Consider the following 17,880-nt stretch of genomic DNA (forward strand, 5'->3'; position numbering starts at 1 on the left):
TGGCGGTTTTCACAGTCGCATTTGCTGCCGGCGCACATATATTCAACACAACAGGAGAGATCATGAGAGCAATCCTAAGCGTTGTTTTGGCAGGTTTCCTGCCGCTGGCGGCTGCGGCGGCGGATGGCACTGCGGCCGATTTGATCCAGCCCGGGTATGATGTGGAGCTGGAGGAATTCCAGTGGACGCACCGCCCGGTGGTGGTGTTTGCCGACAGCCCCGAAGACCCGCGGTTCCATGAGCAGATGGAGCGGCTGATGGAGGGTATCGAGGCACTGAAGACGCGTGATGTGGTGGTGCTGACCGATACCGATCCGGCCGCCAAGTCCGCCCTGCGCAAGAAGCTGCGGCCGCGCGGGTTCATGCTGGTGCTGGTGGGCAAGGACGGCGGCGTCAAGCTGAGAAAGCCGCACCCCTGGACGGTGCGCGAATTGTCCCGCACCATCGACAAGTTCCCCGAGCGTTTGCGCGAAGTCGAGGAGCGGCGCGGCGGGTGAGCCCGCCCGGCGCCGCAAATCAGCCGTTGCCGCGGACGTAGATCAGCGCCATTGCCTGCTTGTCCAGCACCACCATCGCGCCGGTTTCCGGCACGAACACCAGGCTGGAGCCCGGATTGCGGATCGCCTGGTAATAGACGGATTTGACCAGATCGGTCATGCAGCCGACCCCCGCCAGCCCGGAATTCAGCACCCCCAGCCCCTGCGGCAGGTCGCGGGACATGATTTCCTCTGTCACCGTGTTGGGGGATTTGCCCGCCACCGCAAACATCACCGGCTTGCCGGTCTCCAGCATTTTCATGCCGGTGTTGAGAGAGCGGGCGCGGTCCACCAGCGAGGTGATGCGGGGATTTTCCGCGGTGTGGAACACCGCTGCGGTGCAGCTCATCGAACTTTGAAAGAAGAACGTCTCCCCCAGCTCCACCCAGGCGGAAAGCTGGGCGCGCAAGGCCTCTTCCTTGTCCAGCGCGCAGCCGGACAGGACGGCCAGAGCGGTCAAAAGACAGGTCAGGAGTCGGATCATGCGGCACCTTGGGGTCGTCAAACGGCGTCAGTGTCGCAGAAAAAACTGAAGATTTGGTGCATGGCACCAGGCGGTGCGGGGCAGGCACGGCTGCGGGGGCGGGAAAACCCGCCTGCCCGCGTGCATATGTGCCTGCCCCAAGGTGCATTATTCGAATTCCATGATCACATCGTCGACCGCCAGGCTGTCGCCCGCGGCAGCGTTGATCTTGGACACAACGCCCTTGCGCTCAGCGCGCAGGATGTTTTCCATCTTCATCGCCTCGACGGTGCAAAGTGCCTGGCCTTCCTGGACCTCCTGCCCCACTTCGACGTCGACCTTCACGATCAGGCCGGGCATCGGGCAGAGCAGCAGCTTGGAGGTATCGGGCGCGACCTTTTCCGGCATCAGCTGGGCCAGTTCGGCCTGGCGGGGCGTGCGCACCTTGACGGCCAGGTCGGCGCCGCGGGAGCGGACGCGGAAGCCCTGGGTCACCTTGCCGACCTTCAGCACCAGGGTTTCGCCGTCCACGTTCAGGGTGGCCAGCTGGTCGCCCGGGGTCCAGTCAGAGGTCACCCGGTGGCTGCCGCCGCCGTCAAAGCTGACAGTAGCGCCGTCGCGGTCGGCGTCGATCACAACGCTGTAGGACTGGCCCTGCAAACTCACGACCCAATCGGTGCCGACCTTGCGCTCGTGGTTGTCCATCCGGCCCGACACGCGGGTGCGGCGAATTTCGGCAACCCGGTGCATCGCGGCGCAGGCAGCGGCGATCTTGCGCAGGTCGTCGCTGTGAAGTTCAACGCCTTCGAAGCCGTCGGGATACTGTTCCTCGATGAAGGCGGTGGTCATGGAGCCTTCGATAAAGATCGGGTGGTCCATCACTGCCGACAGGAACGGCAGGTTGTGGCCGATGCCCTCTACCTCGAAGCTGTCGAGCGCGGTGCGCATGGCGCCGATGGCATCCTCGCGGGTTGGTGCCCAGGTGCAGAGCTTGGCGATCATCGGGTCGTAGTACATAGAGATCTCGCCGCCCTCATAGACGCCGGTGTCATTGCGCACGGCGGTCTCGCCCGCGGGCGCATCGCCCTGCCATTTGCCGTTGATCAGCATCGGGCCTGCGGCGGTTTCCGCCGGCGGGCGGTAGCGGGTCAGACGGCCGATAGAGGGCAGGAAACCGCGATACGGGTCTTCGGCATAAAGACGGTTTTCGATCGCCCAGCCCGTGAGTTTCACATCCTCCTGGCGCAGCGGCAGCTCTGCGCCGTCCGCAACGCGGATCATCTGCTCCACCAGGTCGACACCTGTGATCAGCTCAGTCACCGGGTGCTCCACCTGCAGGCGGGTGTTCATTTCCAGGAAGTAGAAGTTCTTGTCGCCGTCGACGATGAATTCCACGGTGCCTGCCGAGGAATAGCCCACGGCCTTGGCCAGCGCCACCGCCTGCTCGCCCATCGCCTTGCGGGTCTCCTCGTCGAGGAACGGCGACGGCGCTTCTTCGACAACTTTCTGGTTGCGGCGCTGGATCGAGCATTCGCGCTCGCCCAGATAGATGCCGTTGCCGTGGGTGTCGCAGAGCACCTGGATTTCGATGTGGCGCGGCTGGGTCACGAATTTCTCGATGAAGATCCGGTCGTCGCCAAAGGAGTTCGCGGCCTCGTTCTTGGAAGACTGGAAGCCTTCGCGGGCCTCGCTGTCGTTCCAGGCGATCCGCATGCCCTTGCCGCCGCCGCCGGCGGAGGCCTTGATCATCACCGGGTAGCCGATCTCATTGGAGATCTTTACCGCCTCGTCAGCGTCGGCAATCAGGCCCATGTAGCCGGGCACGGTGGAAACGCCTGCTTCCTGGGCAATCTTCTTGGAGGTGATCTTGTCGCCCATCGCCTCGATCGCGCCTTTCGGGGGGCCGACAAAGGCGACGCCTTCGGCCTCGAGCGCCTCGGCGAACTTGGAGTTCTCGGACAGGAAGCCATAGCCGGGGTGCACGGCCTGGGCGCCGGTCTGGCGGATCGCCTCCATCACCTTGTCGATGACGATATAGGACTGGTTGGCGGGCGGCGGGCCGATGTGAACAGCCTCGTCGGCCATTTGCACATGCAGGGCCTGCTTGTCGGCGTCAGAGTAGATGGCAACGGTCTTGATACCCATCTTGCGCGCGGTTTTGATCACACGGCAGGCGATCTCGCCCCGGTTGGCGATCAGGATCTTATCAAACATAGGCAGTCCCTTGTTCCTTGGTCTTCCGGAATGCAAAACGCCGCGCCCGGGGAGAGCCCGGACGCGGCGTTTGCGCGATGTCAGAAGCGGCCCGCGAGGGGCGGCTGTTCAGAGCGGCGGCAGGTGCGTCAGCACTTGCGCGGGTTTTGCTCGCAATAGATGAGGTTTGCGGCCACGCCGACAGCGGCGCCGGTGACCAGGTTGGCATCCAGCACGGCTGCGCCAAGCGCACCTGCGCCGCCGCCGTAGATGATGCGCTCGCCGGTGGTGTCGCCACAGGCCGCCACGAGGCCGCTGAGCGAGAGCGCCGCGATGAGAGATTTTGCCCGCATGTCCAGGTTCCTTCTTCCGGGGACGTTACTGTCCCGGCCGAATTTGCAGGCTGCGCGGGACGGCGCAACGCTGCGGAGACAAACTGCGGCTGTTGAGCGGAGGCTTGCCGCACCGGGGGGGAGATACGGCAAGCTTCCGCCAATGCCTGAAGGGGATAAAAGACGGGCAGGCCGCGGATGGGGGCGCGTACCTGCCCGTTCAGGCGAAGGGGCCGGAACAGATGCTCGGCACAGCAGCGTGGCTGCGCTGCTTGACTTACGATGCACCGGAGGACGGCGGCTGTAAGCCCCTGAGCCACAGGCTCCCGGTTTTTGGCAGATTCCTGCTGAAACACGCGGAGCATGTGCAGTTTCACGCCGAAATTGCCGGGCTGAGCGGGGTGTCCGGCGCAAATGCGCGTCAGCTGCGTCACATCGCTGTGACAAGACTGGCGCCAGACAGCCCCGGCTGCTGCGCTAACGGTTGCAGCGCGTGAGCGGCGCTGCGGGCCGCCGCGGGAAAAACCAAGCCGCGCCAACAGCTTGTACTGACCGGTCACAGCGGCGGGACCGCGCCGCGAGAATCTGTCACGTTTGCGGGCGCGAATCCTCACGGCGGCTCGCCTCAACGTCATTTCCCCCCTCGTTTTGCCCGTGGGAGCGTGGCCGCACACCACTGAAGGAGGAGGGATAACCCCATGAAACAGGTGCATAAGGGACGCTTTGTCCTGGCTGCTGCTGCACTTGCCGGCAGCGCTGGTCTGGCGCAGGCGGACACCACGTCCGAACTGCAGGATCTGCGCGCGCGGGTCGAGGCCCTGGAGGCCGAAAACCAGCAGGCAGCCAGCATCCCCGGCGATTTCCGGCTGGGCAATACGGCGGTCGATATTTACGGCTATGCCAAAGCCGATTTCTATTACGACTTTGATTTCATCCAAGGCGATACGGCCTTCGTCAACAATATCGGCGAGCCGGTCAACGCCACCGACGGTGACTTCGGCGCCACGGTGCGCCAGTCGCGCCTGGGCATTCGCACCACCACCGAAAGCGATATCGGCACCCTGCGGGGCCAGCTGGAATTTGACCTCTTTGCCTCGGGCGGACGGTCCGAACTGCGGCTGCGCCATGCCAACATCCAGATCGGCGATCACTGGACCTTTGGCCAGACCTGGACCAACTTCATGCCGCTGGGCCAGTACCCTACCAGCGTGGAGTTCAACGGGCCGGTCGGCATCGCCTTCGCCCGGGTGCCGCAGATCCGCTACAGCAACAGCTTTGGCGCGGGCTTCGACTACAGCCTGTCGCTGGAGGAAAACAGCTCCGCGTCCAGCGATCCGGTGTTCACTGCTGCCGCGCAGTACAGCAACGACCTGTTCACCGCACGGATTGCCGGGCTGACCGGCACCATCGAAAGCGGCGGCGTTGAAGTGGACCAGACCGGTGTGACCCTGTCGGGCGCGATCACCCCCTGGGACGGCGGGCTGTTCCAGGCCACCTATGTCAACGGCGAAGCCCTTGGCCCGCTGCTGATCGGCGCGGGCGATGCCATCGTCGGCGGCCAGGCCAATGACGTCGAGGGTTACACGCTCGAATTCCGTCAGGACATCGGCCAGAAGTGGAACGTCGGCATCGGCTACGGGCGCGAGGACTACGATCTGGCGACCTCGACCGGCAGCCTGTCGTTCACCGAGCTGGAGACCCTTCACGTCAATGCGTTCTACAGCCCCACCGACAATCTGACGCTCAGCGCCGAGTATATCTTTGGCGAGCGCAATGATGCCGCCTCCGGCAGCACCTTTGACGGCGACCGGGTCCAGCTGGCGGTGCAGCTGAACTTCTGACACGGCACAAACCTTGCGGCGCCCCGGACGCTGCAGCAGGCATCGCGGAGCAATCCGCGGTGCCTTTGCCGTCATATGCATCCGGGGCCGCGCCATCAGTCAAACGCCTCCGGGAAGGACGCGCGCGCAACCGCCTCGTTGATGACCAGCAGCGCCTCGTAGCTTTCGGGATCAAAGGGATCTTCGGCCGGGATCACCTCGCGGCCGAACAGCCAGCTGAGGCGGCCTGCATCCAGATTGCCGCGCTCAAACGGCTGGTCGCCGAAATGCTCCCACAGGGACTGCATGAACATCAGGTCGACGCGCTTGTCGACGTTCTTGCGGTCGCGGAAGCGCTCGCGCCGGGTCAGCGGCGTGACCCCCTTGGGGTTGGGGCGGCGGATGGTGAATTGGAAATCAGTGCCGGGCATACGGCCCGGGAACCCGCGGTGTTTCAGCATTTGGGTGCCTCCGGTCCGGCACCCCACGGGGCGGCGGGGGCCGGCCGCAGGGCCGGACCCCTGTAGTGCTTAGTTGTACTTGCCGGTGAAGACCGGTTCTTCGGAAACCGGCTCAACCACGACGAATTCTTCTTCCTGCTGAGCGCAGGCAGTGACGGCGGCCAGCAGGCCTGCCAGGGCGAGAAGCTTGATGCTCTTGGACATTTCTGTCTCCTGATAAATTTTGTGAAACCTGCGGCGGCGCTGCCGTCCGCGTGCCTCAACCTCAATACGAAGGCAGCCTTTTGACTGCCCGCGCCGAGGATACCCGGCTTTGCAGGCAAGTCACATGCAAATCGCGGCAATTGACGGGGCTGTGGCTGCAATGCCGCAAGATTCCGCCGATCCTGCGCATGGCCCGCAAGATATTGTGGAAACATCAGAAAGCCTCCCAAATGCAGGCCGCGCCCTCGGGGCGGTAGGCTTCGAAAAACTGGGTTGCCTCGGGGTCCTGGGCGCCAAAGGGCACCATCCGGTCCGACAGCGAGATCACCACCCGCGCCGCGCTCAGGCCGTGCTCAGCCAGATAAGGCAGCGCGATTGTGCCGCAGAGGTGGTCCATGTCGGGGGCCGCCGCCTCATAGCTGACCGTGCCGCTTCCGCGGGCGATCTGCGGCGCCAGGAAACGGAACCGCGCCCAGGTGCCACCGGGCTGGCCGGGGGCCTCGTCCAACAGCACCTCTGCCAGCGTCACGGGCTGGCCGGAGGGAACAGGCACGGCCTCCGCAGCCGCGGCGGTAAGCGCACAAAGTGCAAAGGGGATTGCCGCCAGATATCCGCAGCCCCGGCCCCCGGTCACCCGGGCTCCTCCGGCCGGAGCTGCAGGCGCTGCGCAAGTGGCGCGCGCTGTCTGATATCGGCTGGCGCGGATCATGACGCTGATTCGGCCTCCATGTCAATTTTTGCCGCGAATCTGTGCGAATCATTCGCATCTGCCCGGGAATCGCGCAGAGCGGCGCCCTGCCCCCGGCCCGCATGACGGAGCCAGCGGGCGCGGCGGCCCGGATTTTCCAGAACTTCAGCGATTTGCGCGGCCGCATTGGATGGCACCCGGCCCATTACCTGGCCGCCCGCGCGCACCTTCAGCCCCTGCCCTTCGGCGGTGATTTCCACCACCGGAGAGAACCCGCGCAGGGACTGCAGCTGCCGCCACATGTCCTGGCGGATCTGATGCGCCAGCCTCAGGGGATCGCCGCCGGGCAGCACCGATTCCGCCGCCACGTCGAAACGCGCAGGCAGGCGGCGCGACAGCGTCAGGCTGCTGTCCGTGCGGGTGATATGCCAGGGTGTGCGGGTCATTGAGCTACCGGTGCTGGAAGCGTCGCTTCAGTCGGCGACTGCCAGATAATCGCCACAACCAAAGCAAACAGGGACAAATAGCCGGTAGAACAAAGCACCCAGAACGGCACAACTAATTTTCTACTCACGTTCAAAGCATAGAGTTCAGTGTATGCAGCTGGATCTTTTGCCAAAGACAAAATCCAATTTGCATAGTCACGACCTTTCACCGACTCTTTGCCATCCCTACGGTAAAGTTCCATCGCGTAGGTGGACTGGATTGTCATCGCCATCAGCCATGCCAGAACAGTTGCGATAAAGAGCGTGACAACACCACCAGTGGCCAAAACCTTGATCCAAGTACCCTCCACATTAGCAAGGTACCTTAGCTGAACCAAAATTATACCCAGTGGCACAGAAGCAATTCCAATAGACGCTTTGGATTGGTCCGTTACCTCAGCCAAAGCCTCTAAATAACTGGTATCGTCACGCTTCATTGTTCTAATTCACAGCGGAATGTTGTCGTGTTTCTTCCACGGGTTTTTCAGCTGCTTGCCCCGCAGGGAGGCGAAGGCGCGGCTGACCCGTTTGCGGGTGGACTGGGGCATGATCACCTCGTCGATGAAGCCGCGTTCCGCCGCCACGAAGGGGTTTGCAAACCGGTCTTCGTAGTCCGCCGTGTGGGCCGCGATCTTGTCCGCATCGCCAAGGTCGGCGCGGTGGATGATCTCGGTCGCGCCCTTGGCGCCCATCACCGCGATCTCGGCGGTCGGCCAGGCATAGTTGAAGTCGCCGCGCAGATGCTTGGAGGCCATCACGTCATAGGCGCCGCCATAGGCCTTGCGGGTGATCACGGTGACCTTCGGCACGGTGGCCTCGCCATAGGCAAACAGCAGCTTGGCGCCGTGCTTGATGACGCCGCCGTATTCCTGGGAGGTGCCCGGCAGGAAGCCCGGCACGTCGACGAAGGTCAGGATCGGGATCTCGAAACAGTCGCAGAAGCGTACGAAGCGGGCGGCCTTGCGGCTGGAGTCGATGTCGAGGCAGCCGGCCAGCACCATCGGCTGGTTGGCGACGACGCCGACGGTCTGACCTTCGAGCCGGACAAAGCCGGTGATGATGTTCTTGGCGAAATCCTCCTGGATCTCGTAGAAATCGCCCTCGTCCGCGACCTTGGTGATCAGCTCTTTCATGTCATAGGGGCTGTTGGGGTTTTCCGGGATCAGGGTGTCCAGGCTTTCCTCGATCCGGCCGGGCTGGTCGAAGAACGGGCGCACCGGGGGCTTTTCGCGGTTGTTGAGCGGCAGGAAGTCGACCAGGCGGCGGACTTCTGCAAGGGCTTCGACATCGTTTTCAAAGGCGCCGTCGGCGACGGAGGATTTGCGGGTGTGGGTCGATGCGCCGCCCAGTTCCTCAGCTGTCACAACCTCGTTGGTCACGGTTTTCACCACGTCCGGGCCGGTCACGAACATGTAGGACGTGTCTTTGACCATGAAGATGAAGTCGGTCATCGCGGGGCTGTAGACCGCGCCGCCGGCGCAGGGGCCCATGATGACGGAGATCTGCGGGATCACGCCGGAGGCCATGATGTTGCGCTGGAAGATCTCGGCGTAGCCTGCGAGCGCATCGACGCCTTCCTGGATGCGGGCGCCGCCGGAATCGTTGATGCCGATGACCGGCGCGCCGTTCTGCACCGCCATATCCATGATCTTGCAGATCTTCTGGGCGTGGGTCGCGGAGACCGAACCGCCCAGCACGGTGAAGTCCTGGGAGAAGACATAGACCTGGCGGCCATTGATGGTGCCCCAGCCGGTGACCACGCCGTCGCCGGCCGGCTTGTTGTTTTCCATGCCGAAATCGGTGCAGCGGTGGGCGATGAACATGTCGAACTCTTCGAAGCTGCCCTCGTCCAGCAGCAGTTCGATCCGCTCGCGGGCCGTCAGCTTGCCGCGGCCGTGCTGTGCGTCAATGCGGCGCTGGCCGCCGCCCAGCCGCGCGTCCTGGCGGCGGTCTTCCAGCTCGGAAAGGATATCTTTCATGGCACATGTCCCCTGTCAGTTTCAGCGCGACCATATATTGCGCCGCGGCGAAGCCAAAGGACATTGTCGCAAATTTGCAAACCGTTTGCATACGAAGTTAGCAAATCTGAATAACAGCAAAGTTCAGGGCGGTTTCCGGCCCCTTGCCGGGCCGGATGGCGGTAGTCAGGCCGCCTTAGCGATGCCCGCGATCTGGCGCAGGGCGTTGCCCAGAGGCGCCCGGACCGGGGCGGAGATGCCAAAGGGGTTGTCCTCCACCAGCGCGATCACCGGATCCTCCTTGAGAAACTTGCCATAGGCTGCGACCTGCGCCAGCAGCGCCTGGGCGGCTTTTTTGCGCGCATCACCTGTGGCGGCGTTCATCTCGAACAGGGCTATCATCAGTGCGGTCTGATTGCCGCCTGTGGCGCCAGCCAGCCCGGCATCGGCGATGCGTGCCAGCACCGGGTGGTTCTGGGAGCGCAGGGCAGCTTGCAGTTCGGAGATACCGCGGTCCGCCTCTTCTTTGGCGGCCTGCCAGATTACCATCACATCCGCCTCAGGCGCATCCGCCTTTGCCGGGGCGTCCAGCGCCTGCGCCAGCGCTTTCAGCCCTGCCGCCGCCTCGCCCAGCGCGCCGGACTTCAGCTGCGCGGCGATCTCCTTGGCCCGGGCCGCCAGAGGTGCCGCCTGTTCCGGCGGCAGCGCTTTGATCCTGGCGGCCTGCTCCTTCAGGAGCTTGCTAAGGCGGGCCGTCTGCTCCTGGCCGGCCGGGGGTTTCGCGGACTGCGCCTGAAGCTTGGCCAATGCCGCCTCCAGCCGGCCGAGGCGGGCGGCGCAGCCCTCTGGGTCGCCCTGTCCCAAGAGCCTGGCGCTGGCCTTCACCTCCTGCGCGAGCTTGCCGGCAAGCTCCGGGCTGCCCAGCGCCTTGACCGCCTCCGCCGCGGCGGCAATGCGCTGCTTCAAGGCGGCGGCGGCACCGTCCTCCGCCTGGGCCGGTGCGGCGGTTTCCTGATCCTCGGCATCATCATCCGGCAGAGTCTCTTCGTCGATGATGCTGCCGTCGGGGCCGACCAGTACCGGCTTGAACTTGATCAGACCCTCCTTCATGAACCGCTTCTTAAGCTGTTTGACAATGCCCTTCAGCGGCTTTTCCGGCTGCAGGAAGACCTCGTTCTCCTCCACCCGCAGGGTGCCGAAGCAGGTTTTCCTGATCCCCGGCATCTTCTTCAGATCGCCGCGCAGCACCTTGCCGGGCTTGCGCAGGTCGATCATCAGCCCGCAGGTTTCCGGCTTGACCCCCAGACCGAAGGCGAAGGGCAGCTCCTTGCCGGAGGCCTTGGATTTCTTGATGAGTTTCAGGACGGCATCGGTGTCAAAAGCCTGGCCGGACATGGCATCTCCCTCAGGCGCCGGTGAAGGCGTCCCATTCTTCTGCGCTCATTTCAACAAACTCCAGATCGGCCTCGTCACCCGGCTCCGCGAGCGGCTGATCCGGCCAGATCATGCCATAGGCGCGGCGGAACAGCGTGACCAGCTCCGCTTCGTCGTAAGGATAGCGATGCCCGGAAAACTGGCTGATACGCCCCTGCGGGTCATTTATCAGCGCCTCCATGGAAAGGCGCAGCCAATCCAGGTTTCCCTCATTGAGCGCGCGCCGGCGCATGGTGCGGATGTCGGCGTCCATCTTGCCGGTTTCAGACATCGGGTCTGCGGCGTTTGCAGCGCGGCCCATGGTCAGCAGACGCAGATACCCGTCAATCAGTTCCTTGCGGATTTTCATGGGATCAGATTCCCCGGATCTTCGTTTGTGTAAGTCTTGGTTTCATTGTCCCAGCCGTCAGCAACTGGAAACTGCTGCATCATCACCCAGCGGCCAGGCATCGTATCGGGAGGCTTGTTGTGCCGGAGGGTGTATTTTTCGACGTACTCTTCGGCATCGTTCACTGGCTCCTGGGGATAGTGTGTCGGATCTACCGGAAAGGCCGTGGTTTCTACCGGAAGAGGGTCCGGTTCCCACAAAAAGTTCACGAAGGCACGGGTCAGACCTTCGGCCTCCTCGAAGGTTTCATAGCCTTTGTCGCTGATCGGCTCGCCGCGGTCGTCCAGGCGCACCTGCTTCTTGCGGCCGATAAAGGCCTTGTCGATCGGGCGGCCATGCTCAACGTAGAATTCCGCGCTGTCCTTAATCGCATCCGGATTACCGTCATAGGCCATTTCGGTTGCCTCGATGTCGATACCCAGTTTGTCCTTCGCAGCCTGGGCAGCAAGCTCGCGCCCCGCCAGCCAGTCCTGCGGGCTTTCAAAACGGGATGACGCCGGAGCATAAGAGCGTTCATCGTCGCTTTTGGCATTCGGAGGCTTGCCGGTCTTGAGGCGGGTGATCAGGTCGTCGTCGCTGACATCCGGGCCATGGCGGTCCAGCGAATGGCCGGCATCGCTGCCCGTGCCGTCCTGCGCTTCATAGGCTTCTGCCGCTTCCGTGCTGAGAGCGGCGAGATCCCCGCGCAGCGCGTCGAACAGCGTCCTGGCCTCAGTAAAGTCCGGCTTGGCGGCTTCGGCCTCAGCGGCGGTGGCACGGAGTTCAAGCGGGTCCAGTTTTTCCGCTTCCAGCCCGGCCCGCCGCAGCGCGCCCAGAATGCCCTGCACCTGAAAGCGCGCCGTGGCCATCGGCTTTACCTGCTTCAGGAGCGTCAGGTGCTGTTCCAGCAGCAGGAAGGCGTCGCCGTATTCGCCATCATCCGCCCGGTCGGTGGCGGTCTTGAGCGATGCATCCAGCGCGTCCTCGGCCTCGGGCAGCTTGAGGTATTTCCTGGTGCGGCTGTGCTCCTTTTGGACCCTGGCGAGCTTGGCGCGGTAATCGGTCATCGCCAGCACCAGATCGAGGTAGTCGGTGCCATCCAGCACTTCCTGCAGATCCGCCGTTGCCGTGGCCGGATCACCGCCGCGGGCAGTCAGTTCCGCCGCCTGGATCGCGCCGTCCAGCGTGCTGCGCAGCTCCGCCGGATCGCCGGGCAGCACGGCCAGCAGGTCCTGGGCGGTCCGGCGCAGGGCCAGATACTCCGGCATCCGCAGCAGCTTTTCCAGCGCGCCCGGCGCGGCGGCAACCGCCGCCGCATAGTCCGCCCCGGCCAGGGCATCGGTCACCGGCTTGTGGAAACCATACCCCTCAGCCTCCGGATGCCGGCGCAGGATCTCGTCCATTTCCCGGCGGCTGTCAGTGATGCTTTCCAGCTTGAACAGCTGATCAAGCTTGGCGTGGTGCTGCGGGGCGCCGGTGTCCATGTCGAAGTTTTCGTCCTCGGCCAGCTGCCGGTGCGCTTCCCAGGTGGCGTTCAGATCTGTCAGCTCCGGCTCCTTCAGCACCTGCTTCAGCGCGTCATAGCGCCTCTGCAGCGTCTTGAGGATCTGGGTCGAAAAGCTTTGCCCCATGAGCGCGGGATGCGCGTTTACCCAGGACTTCAGATCCTTCAGCGCCTTCTTGGGGTCATTGTCTCCGGCTGCCTTCTGCTTGGTCTGGGCGGCCAGCACGGCGTTGCGGAACTCCGTATCCGTCATCATCGACATGTCGAAGCCGCGCAGGTATCTGGCCAGCGCCGCGCGGTCCCTGGTGCCATAGGCGATCAGCGCGTCCAGCTTGGCCTCTGCCTCCGGGAACTTGCTGTCTTGATAGGCCAGTTTTTTGGCATCTTTCAGATGGCTGCGGAAATCACCGGTGTCCCGCAGCTGGCTGCTGAGGATGTTCTGACAGCGCTTATGGTGATTGGCCTCGTAGCCGCACAGAAGCGCGTCAAAGCTGACCGCGGCCGCCAGGTGGTCCCCGGTCTCAAGGTTGCTTTTCCAAGCCTCCAGTGCCGCCTTGGCACCATCGAAATCCCCCGTCTTCGAAAGCGCTGCCGCCGCTGCCATCTGTGCCGCGCGTGCCGTGGCGGCGGTTTCCGCAGCCGGGTCATCCATCGGCTTGATCAGTAACAGCGTGGCACGGGTCCAGTTGTCGAAGAAGGCGCCATAGGTCCCGGCCTCCTCCGCCTTGGCGGCGATGTCCTTGGCCTGCGCCTCCACCGCTTCGAAATCAGTGGCTGAGACGGCGGCGGCCATGGCCTTTTGTGCGGCCTTGATCAAGGTTTCGATGAAAGTGAACGCCCCCTGATCAAGGCTATCGCGCTCCTTGGCGAACTTATCCTCGGCCGTGGAAAGGGCGGCCTGTGCCTTAGCCCGGGCGGCGGCGATGGCCAGCTGAGCGGCTATCTGGTCCTGCAGCGCCGCAATATCGCTGTCGATCTGATCAAAGGCCTCCGCTGCGTTTGCATTGAGAATGGCCTTTTTCAGCGCCTTGCGCCCGCCCGCCAGGCTGCGCCGGGCACCAGAGCTGAGCGCTGCGGGAATGGCGGTCTTGTCCAGCTCTGCCAGTGCCGCCGTGCGCCGTTCCTCCAGCGCTTCCGCGCCAGCCTCCGGCATGTCCGGCATATCCCAGGCCTTGGCGTCATAAAAGCGTTCGGCCCAAAGGCGGATGGCGGGGTTGTTGGCAAGCGGATCTGGGGCGTTGGCCATGGATCACCTCGGCAGCAAATAGGTCGGGATTGAAAAACAAGAAAAAATGCAGTGCTGCTCCCAGCATAGGCGGCGCATTGTTTGGCAGGCAAGAGTCTTCTGACGCGGCGTCACCCCTGTGCGCCGCTGCACATGCGGCAGATGGACAACCCCGGCCGACTGCTCTAACCCGATGGTATGTCCACATATGATACCCGGGCCCCTGGCCAGCGGACGCCTCCGCGCATTTTCACCCTGATCCTGCTGGCAGGCCTGTCGGCGCTAGGCATGAACCTGCATCTGCCGTCGCTGGCGGGAATGGCAGAATATTATGCGGTCGATTACCGGGTGATGCAGCTGTCGGTGGCGCTGTATCTGGCGGGCAATGCGGTGGTGCAGATCTTTGTCGGGCCGATTTCCGACCAGATGGGAAGGCGGCCGGTGATCCTGGGCAGTATCGTGCTGTTTCTGCTGGCGACATTGGGCTGCATCTATGCGCCGACGGCTGAGCTGTTCCTGCTTTTCCGGGTGGCGCAGACCGTTGTGGCGGCCACCATGGTGCTGAGCCGCGCGGCGGTGCGCGACATGTATGACACCAATGAAGCCGCCAGCATGATCGGCTATGTCACCATGGGCATGGCGGTGGTGCCAATGATCGGCCCCGCAATCGGCGGCTTCCTGGATCAGTGGATGGGCTGGCAGGCCAACTTCTGGCTGCTGTTCCTGGTCGGCGCGGCCACTCTGGCTATCACTTTCACCGATTTCGGCGAGACCGCGCACAAGAGCGGCAAGACGCTGGTGGCGCAGTTCCGCGAATATCCGGAACTGCTGCGTTCGCCGCGGTTCTGGGGGTATTCGCTGTCGTCCGGTTTGGCGTCCGGAGCGTTCTTTGCTTACCTGGGCGGCGCGCCTTTTGTCGGCACCGAGGTTTACGGGCTGAGCACCGCAGAGCTGGGGGTGTATTTTTCTGCCCCCGCTGTCGGGTATTTTGCCGGCAACTTCATTTCGGGGCGGTTCTCCACCCGGATTGGGGTCAACCGCATGGTGCTGTGGGGCTGCGTGATCAATGGCGGCGGGGTTTTGATGTCGCTGCTGATTGCAATGGCAGGCGCGGACAGCGTGTTCACCTTCTTTGGCCTCATGTGTTTTGTCGGGCTGGGCAATGGCATGGCGATCCCCAATGCAACTGCCGGCGCGATCTCTGTGCGGCCGCATCTGGCGGGCACCGCGTCCGGTCTCAGCGGCGCCATCATGATCGGCGCAGGTGCCGCGCTCAGCGCCTTTGCGGGGATGCTGCTGGTGCCGGGGTCCACCGCGGTGCCGCTCTTGGTGATCATGTTCGCCACTGCGATGATGGGGCTGGTTGCGATCCTGCTGGTGGTCTGGCGGGAGCGGCAGATCGGCGCATAAGTGGCGCCACGGGCTTGCAGGGGTGAGTTTGCAATTATACCATTCGCAAGAATTGAATTTGCAAAGGCGCCCCCATGGCCACCCGGAAACTATATGCAGGCGCCAAGCTGCGCGAGATGCGGCAGCGGCTGGAGCTGACGCAGAAGGATTTTGCTGCCAAGCTGGGCGTCTCCCTGCCCTATCTGAACCAGATGGAGAACAACAACCGACCGGTGTCGACCACGGTGGTGCTGGCACTGGCGCAGGAGTTCGGCATGGATGTGACCGAGCTGAGCGCGGGCGACAGCGAGCGGCTGGTCAGTGACATGCGCGAGGCGATGGCGGATCCGGTGTTTGCCGATGACGCGCCGCCCTTGGCGGACCTGCGGCTGACCGCCTCAAACGCGCCGGCGCTGGCGCGGGCGTTTCTGGCGCTGCACCGGGCCTACCGGCAGACCCACGAGCGGCTTGCCTCATTGGATGAGGCGCTGGGGCGGGAGGACGCGCGCATTCAGGCCAGCCCATGGGAAGAGGTGCGCGATTTCTTCCACTATTGCGACAACTACATCGACGCGGTGGATCACGCGGCAGAGCGGTTTGCCGCCACCAGCGACATCCGCGCGGCGGCCATTGCCGAGCTGGAGCGTGGCGGCATCAAGGTGCGCCAGACCGAAATGGAGGGCTTGCGCCATTACGACGCCGAGGCGCAGGTGCTGCATCTGTCGAACCGCTCCGCGCCGCAGACGCAGCTGTTCCAGATGCTGCTGCAGGTCGCGCTGCTCAGGCAGAACACCTTGCTGGAAGCCACACTGGATTTTGCAAAGTTCCAGAGCGAGGAAGCCCGCGCCATCGCCAAGATCGGCCTGGCCAATTACTTCGCGGGCGCGGCGCTGATGCCCTACACACGGTTTCTGGAGGCGGCGCAGGCCTGCCGGCATGACCTGGAGCTGCTGGCGATCCGCTTCGGCGCCTCGATTGAACAGATTGCGCACCGGCTCTCGACCATGCAGCGGCCCGGCGCCAAGGGGGTGCCGTTCTTCTTTGTGCGGGTGGATCAGGCGGGAACGATCACCAAGCGGCACTCAGCCACGCGGCTGCAATTTGCCCGCTTTGGCGGCGCCTGCCCTCTGTGGAATGTGCACAGGGCGTTTGAGACCCCGGGCCGCTTCCTGCGGCAGCTGGCGGAGACACCGGACGGAGTGCGCTATATCTCGCTGGCGCGGGATGTGTCCAAGCCGGGCGGCTCCTTCGGCGCGCCGGTGCGGCGCTATGCGATTGCGTTGGGGTGCGAGGTGCGCCACGCGGACGCGCTGGTCTATGCAGACGGGATGGATGTAAGCCAGGACAGCGCCTATGAGCCGATCGGCATTTCCTGCCGTATCTGCGAGCGCAAGGATTGCCACCAGCGCTCTGTGCCGCCCTTGGAACGGCGGCTGACGATCAACACCGATCAGCGCGGTGTTCTGCCCTACGAAGTAAGCTGAGCGCAGTGCTGGCGGCGGCAATTTTCCTGCCAGAAAATTGCCAAGGATAGTCGAACAACCTTGGCAGCGGATGCGGGAAATTCAGGCGCGAAGACGGTCCAGCAGGCGGGACATCAGCGCACGGTCCTTTGCGGCCGCTGCCAGCGGCGGCTGATTGGGCTGGACTGCCTCGGCTGTCTGCCATTGCTGCACGCGGCCGGGTGCGGGCTCTGGCTCCTGCACCGGGTCTTCAGCGGCCGTTCTGACCACGCTGCGGACCGCTGCCAGCATGTCCGCATCAGAGGTTTCGTCAGGCACGCCTTCGATCTCCTGCCAGCGCCCCGGCTGATAGACCTGTCCCATCGGTTTACTCCTTCACACAACTGCACAGCAGGCACTCTGAGACCGTATTTCCTGCTTCAGGCAAGATATAGAGCGGCCGGTCACATTTTTGACGAATTTGCCTTAAATTAACCCAGTTTGCCAAAAATTGTGGATCATCTCTCCTGCATTCCCCTGTCAGATTGAACATTGTCTCCAAAACGGGATCAATCCAGCAACTGCGATTCGCACTTAGGTTGAAACCAGTGCACCAATCCCGCGCGGACGGTGAAAAGTCGCTCTGGTGCGCTGCGGAAATGAGGGCAGAAACAGCGAAACGCGCAAAGGAGGCAACATCCGGCAAAACAACGCAAGCGGACTGTCCTGTGTCCTATCACTTGCCGAGCGCGAGGGCATCGTTGACTTTCTTGGCAATATGGAACAAATCATGAACACGCAATGTTGTCAAAGGAAAGGCACCCCATGGAAGAGAAGCTCAGCATTTCCCGGGATTTCGATTTCGAAACCGGCCGTTGGAATGTGCGTCACCGCAGGCTGAAAGAGCGGCTGGCTGGCTGCCGTGAATGGGAAGAGTTTCAGGGCACTTCGGAAACCCGGGCGGTTCTGGGCGGCAATGGCAATGTAGAGGACAACTTTCTCAATTTCCCCGACGGAGCGTACCGCGCCATTGCAATACGGTCTTTTGATCCTTCCAGCGGGACTTGGGCGATCTGGTGGCTGTCGGCAAACGCCCCGCACGACTTGGACGTGCCCGTGGTTGGCAGATTCGAGGACGGCACCGGATCTTTCTTTGCGGAGGACACGCTGCGCGGCGAACCCGTGACGGTCAGGTTCCTGTGGCTGCAAACGGATACAGAGACGCCCCGTTGGGAGCAGGCCATGTCGCGGGACGGCGGCAAGACCTGGGAAACGAATTGGACCATGGATTTCACCCGCGCGTAATTGGCGCAGCCGCCCCTTGCAGCAAGGCCGAAGGGGAAAAATGGAAAAGGGGCACCATTGGTGCCCCCTGCGTT

The 17,880-nt window shown here is 63.4% G+C and carries 18 protein-coding genes; 5 read left to right on the forward strand and 13 right to left on the reverse strand.

Annotation, left to right across the window (positions count from 1 at the left end):
- Positions 1–62: 62 nt before the first annotated feature.
- Positions 63–497 carry a DUF4174 domain-containing protein gene (locus K3725_RS11110; RefSeq protein ID WP_039186409.1) on the forward strand — a complete coding sequence of 145 codons (435 nt, stop codon included), beginning with the start codon at positions 63–65 and terminating at the stop codon, positions 495–497.
- Between the two features lie 19 nt (positions 498–516).
- Here K3725_RS11110 and K3725_RS11115 read toward each other — a convergent pair whose 3' ends face one another.
- The 3 genes from K3725_RS11115 to K3725_RS11125 all read right to left on the reverse strand — a co-directional run bounded on the left by K3725_RS11115 (position 517) and on the right by K3725_RS11125 (position 3,545).
- Positions 517–1,020 (reverse strand): hypothetical protein, encoded by a 504-nt coding sequence (locus K3725_RS11115; protein WP_260015404.1) that lies wholly within the window; start codon positions 1,018–1,020, stop codon positions 517–519.
- Between the two features lie 147 nt (positions 1,021–1,167).
- The gene (locus K3725_RS11120; protein WP_260015405.1) at positions 1,168–3,213 is read right to left on the reverse strand and encodes an acetyl/propionyl/methylcrotonyl-CoA carboxylase subunit alpha; all 2,046 of its coding nucleotides are present in this window, start codon (positions 3,211–3,213) and stop codon (positions 1,168–1,170) included.
- A gap of 128 nt (positions 3,214–3,341) precedes the next feature.
- Positions 3,342–3,545: a hypothetical protein gene (locus K3725_RS11125; RefSeq protein WP_260015406.1), complete on the reverse strand. Its 204-nt coding sequence runs from the start codon at positions 3,543–3,545 to the stop codon at positions 3,342–3,344.
- A gap of 677 nt (positions 3,546–4,222) precedes the next feature.
- Here K3725_RS11125 and K3725_RS11130 point away from each other — a divergent pair.
- Positions 4,223–5,365 (forward strand): porin, encoded by a 1,143-nt coding sequence (locus K3725_RS11130; RefSeq protein WP_260015407.1) that lies wholly within the window; start codon positions 4,223–4,225, stop codon positions 5,363–5,365.
- 95 nt (positions 5,366–5,460) lie between these two features.
- Here the strand turns inward: K3725_RS11130 and K3725_RS11135 are convergent, their stop codons facing one another.
- From K3725_RS11135 to K3725_RS11175, 9 genes are all read right to left on the reverse strand, one after another.
- Positions 5,461–5,805: a hypothetical protein gene (locus tag K3725_RS11135; RefSeq protein ID WP_039186171.1), complete on the reverse strand. Its 345-nt coding sequence runs from the start codon at positions 5,803–5,805 to the stop codon at positions 5,461–5,463.
- A gap of 69 nt (positions 5,806–5,874) precedes the next feature.
- The gene (locus K3725_RS11140; RefSeq protein ID WP_260015408.1) at positions 5,875–6,009 is read right to left on the reverse strand and encodes a hypothetical protein; all 135 of its coding nucleotides are present in this window, start codon (positions 6,007–6,009) and stop codon (positions 5,875–5,877) included.
- A 214-nt stretch (positions 6,010–6,223) separates the two neighbouring features.
- Positions 6,224–6,718, reverse strand: a complete 495-nt coding sequence (locus K3725_RS11145; protein ID WP_260015409.1) for a DUF6497 family protein — start codon at positions 6,716–6,718, stop codon at positions 6,224–6,226.
- Positions 6,715–7,143, reverse strand: coding sequence for a hypothetical protein (locus K3725_RS11150; RefSeq protein WP_260015410.1), 429 nt, complete (start codon positions 7,141–7,143; stop codon positions 6,715–6,717). Before K3725_RS11150 ends, K3725_RS11145 begins: the two co-directional genes overlap by 4 nt.
- Positions 7,140–7,619, reverse strand: a complete 480-nt coding sequence (locus K3725_RS11155; RefSeq protein ID WP_260015411.1) for a hypothetical protein — start codon at positions 7,617–7,619, stop codon at positions 7,140–7,142. Before K3725_RS11155 ends, K3725_RS11150 begins: the two co-directional genes overlap by 4 nt.
- A 9-nt stretch (positions 7,620–7,628) precedes the next feature.
- On the reverse strand, positions 7,629–9,161 hold the full coding sequence (locus tag K3725_RS11160) for an acyl-CoA carboxylase subunit beta (protein ID WP_260015412.1): 1,533 nt from the start codon (positions 9,159–9,161) through the stop codon (positions 7,629–7,631).
- A 165-nt stretch (positions 9,162–9,326) separates the two neighbouring features.
- Positions 9,327–10,535, reverse strand: coding sequence for a hypothetical protein (locus tag K3725_RS11165; protein ID WP_260015413.1), 1,209 nt, complete (start codon positions 10,533–10,535; stop codon positions 9,327–9,329).
- A 10-nt stretch (positions 10,536–10,545) separates the two neighbouring features.
- Positions 10,546–10,923, reverse strand: a complete 378-nt coding sequence (locus K3725_RS11170; protein ID WP_260015414.1) for a hypothetical protein — start codon at positions 10,921–10,923, stop codon at positions 10,546–10,548.
- A complete protein-coding gene (locus K3725_RS11175; protein ID WP_260015415.1) occupies positions 10,920–13,691 on the reverse strand; it encodes a hypothetical protein in 2,772 nt (923 codons plus the stop codon). Before K3725_RS11175 ends, K3725_RS11170 begins: the two co-directional genes overlap by 4 nt.
- 177 nt (positions 13,692–13,868) lie before the next feature.
- Between K3725_RS11175 and K3725_RS11180 the strand changes: the two genes are divergently transcribed.
- Both K3725_RS11180 and K3725_RS11185 read left to right on the forward strand, forming a co-directional pair.
- Complete coding sequence (locus K3725_RS11180; protein WP_260015416.1) at positions 13,869–15,080, forward strand: multidrug effflux MFS transporter; 1,212 nt, start codon at positions 13,869–13,871, stop codon at positions 15,078–15,080.
- A gap of 74 nt (positions 15,081–15,154) precedes the next feature.
- Positions 15,155–16,543, forward strand: a complete 1,389-nt coding sequence (locus tag K3725_RS11185) for a short-chain fatty acyl-CoA regulator family protein (RefSeq protein ID WP_260015417.1) — start codon at positions 15,155–15,157, stop codon at positions 16,541–16,543.
- An 81-nt stretch (positions 16,544–16,624) separates the two neighbouring features.
- Here K3725_RS11185 and K3725_RS11190 read toward each other — a convergent pair whose 3' ends face one another.
- On the reverse strand, positions 16,625–16,885 hold the full coding sequence (locus K3725_RS11190) for a hypothetical protein (protein WP_260015418.1): 261 nt from the start codon (positions 16,883–16,885) through the stop codon (positions 16,625–16,627).
- 441 nt (positions 16,886–17,326) lie between these two features.
- On the opposite strand from K3725_RS11190, the gene K3725_RS11195 reads away from it, so the two are divergent.
- On the forward strand, positions 17,327–17,806 hold the full coding sequence (locus tag K3725_RS11195) for a DUF1579 domain-containing protein (protein WP_260015419.1): 480 nt from the start codon (positions 17,327–17,329) through the stop codon (positions 17,804–17,806).
- The last annotated feature ends 74 nt before the right edge of the window (positions 17,807–17,880 follow it).

Origin of the sequence: Leisingera sp. S132 (genome assembly GCF_025144465.1) — a bacterium.
GTDB lineage: Bacteria > Pseudomonadota > Alphaproteobacteria > Rhodobacterales > Rhodobacteraceae > Leisingera.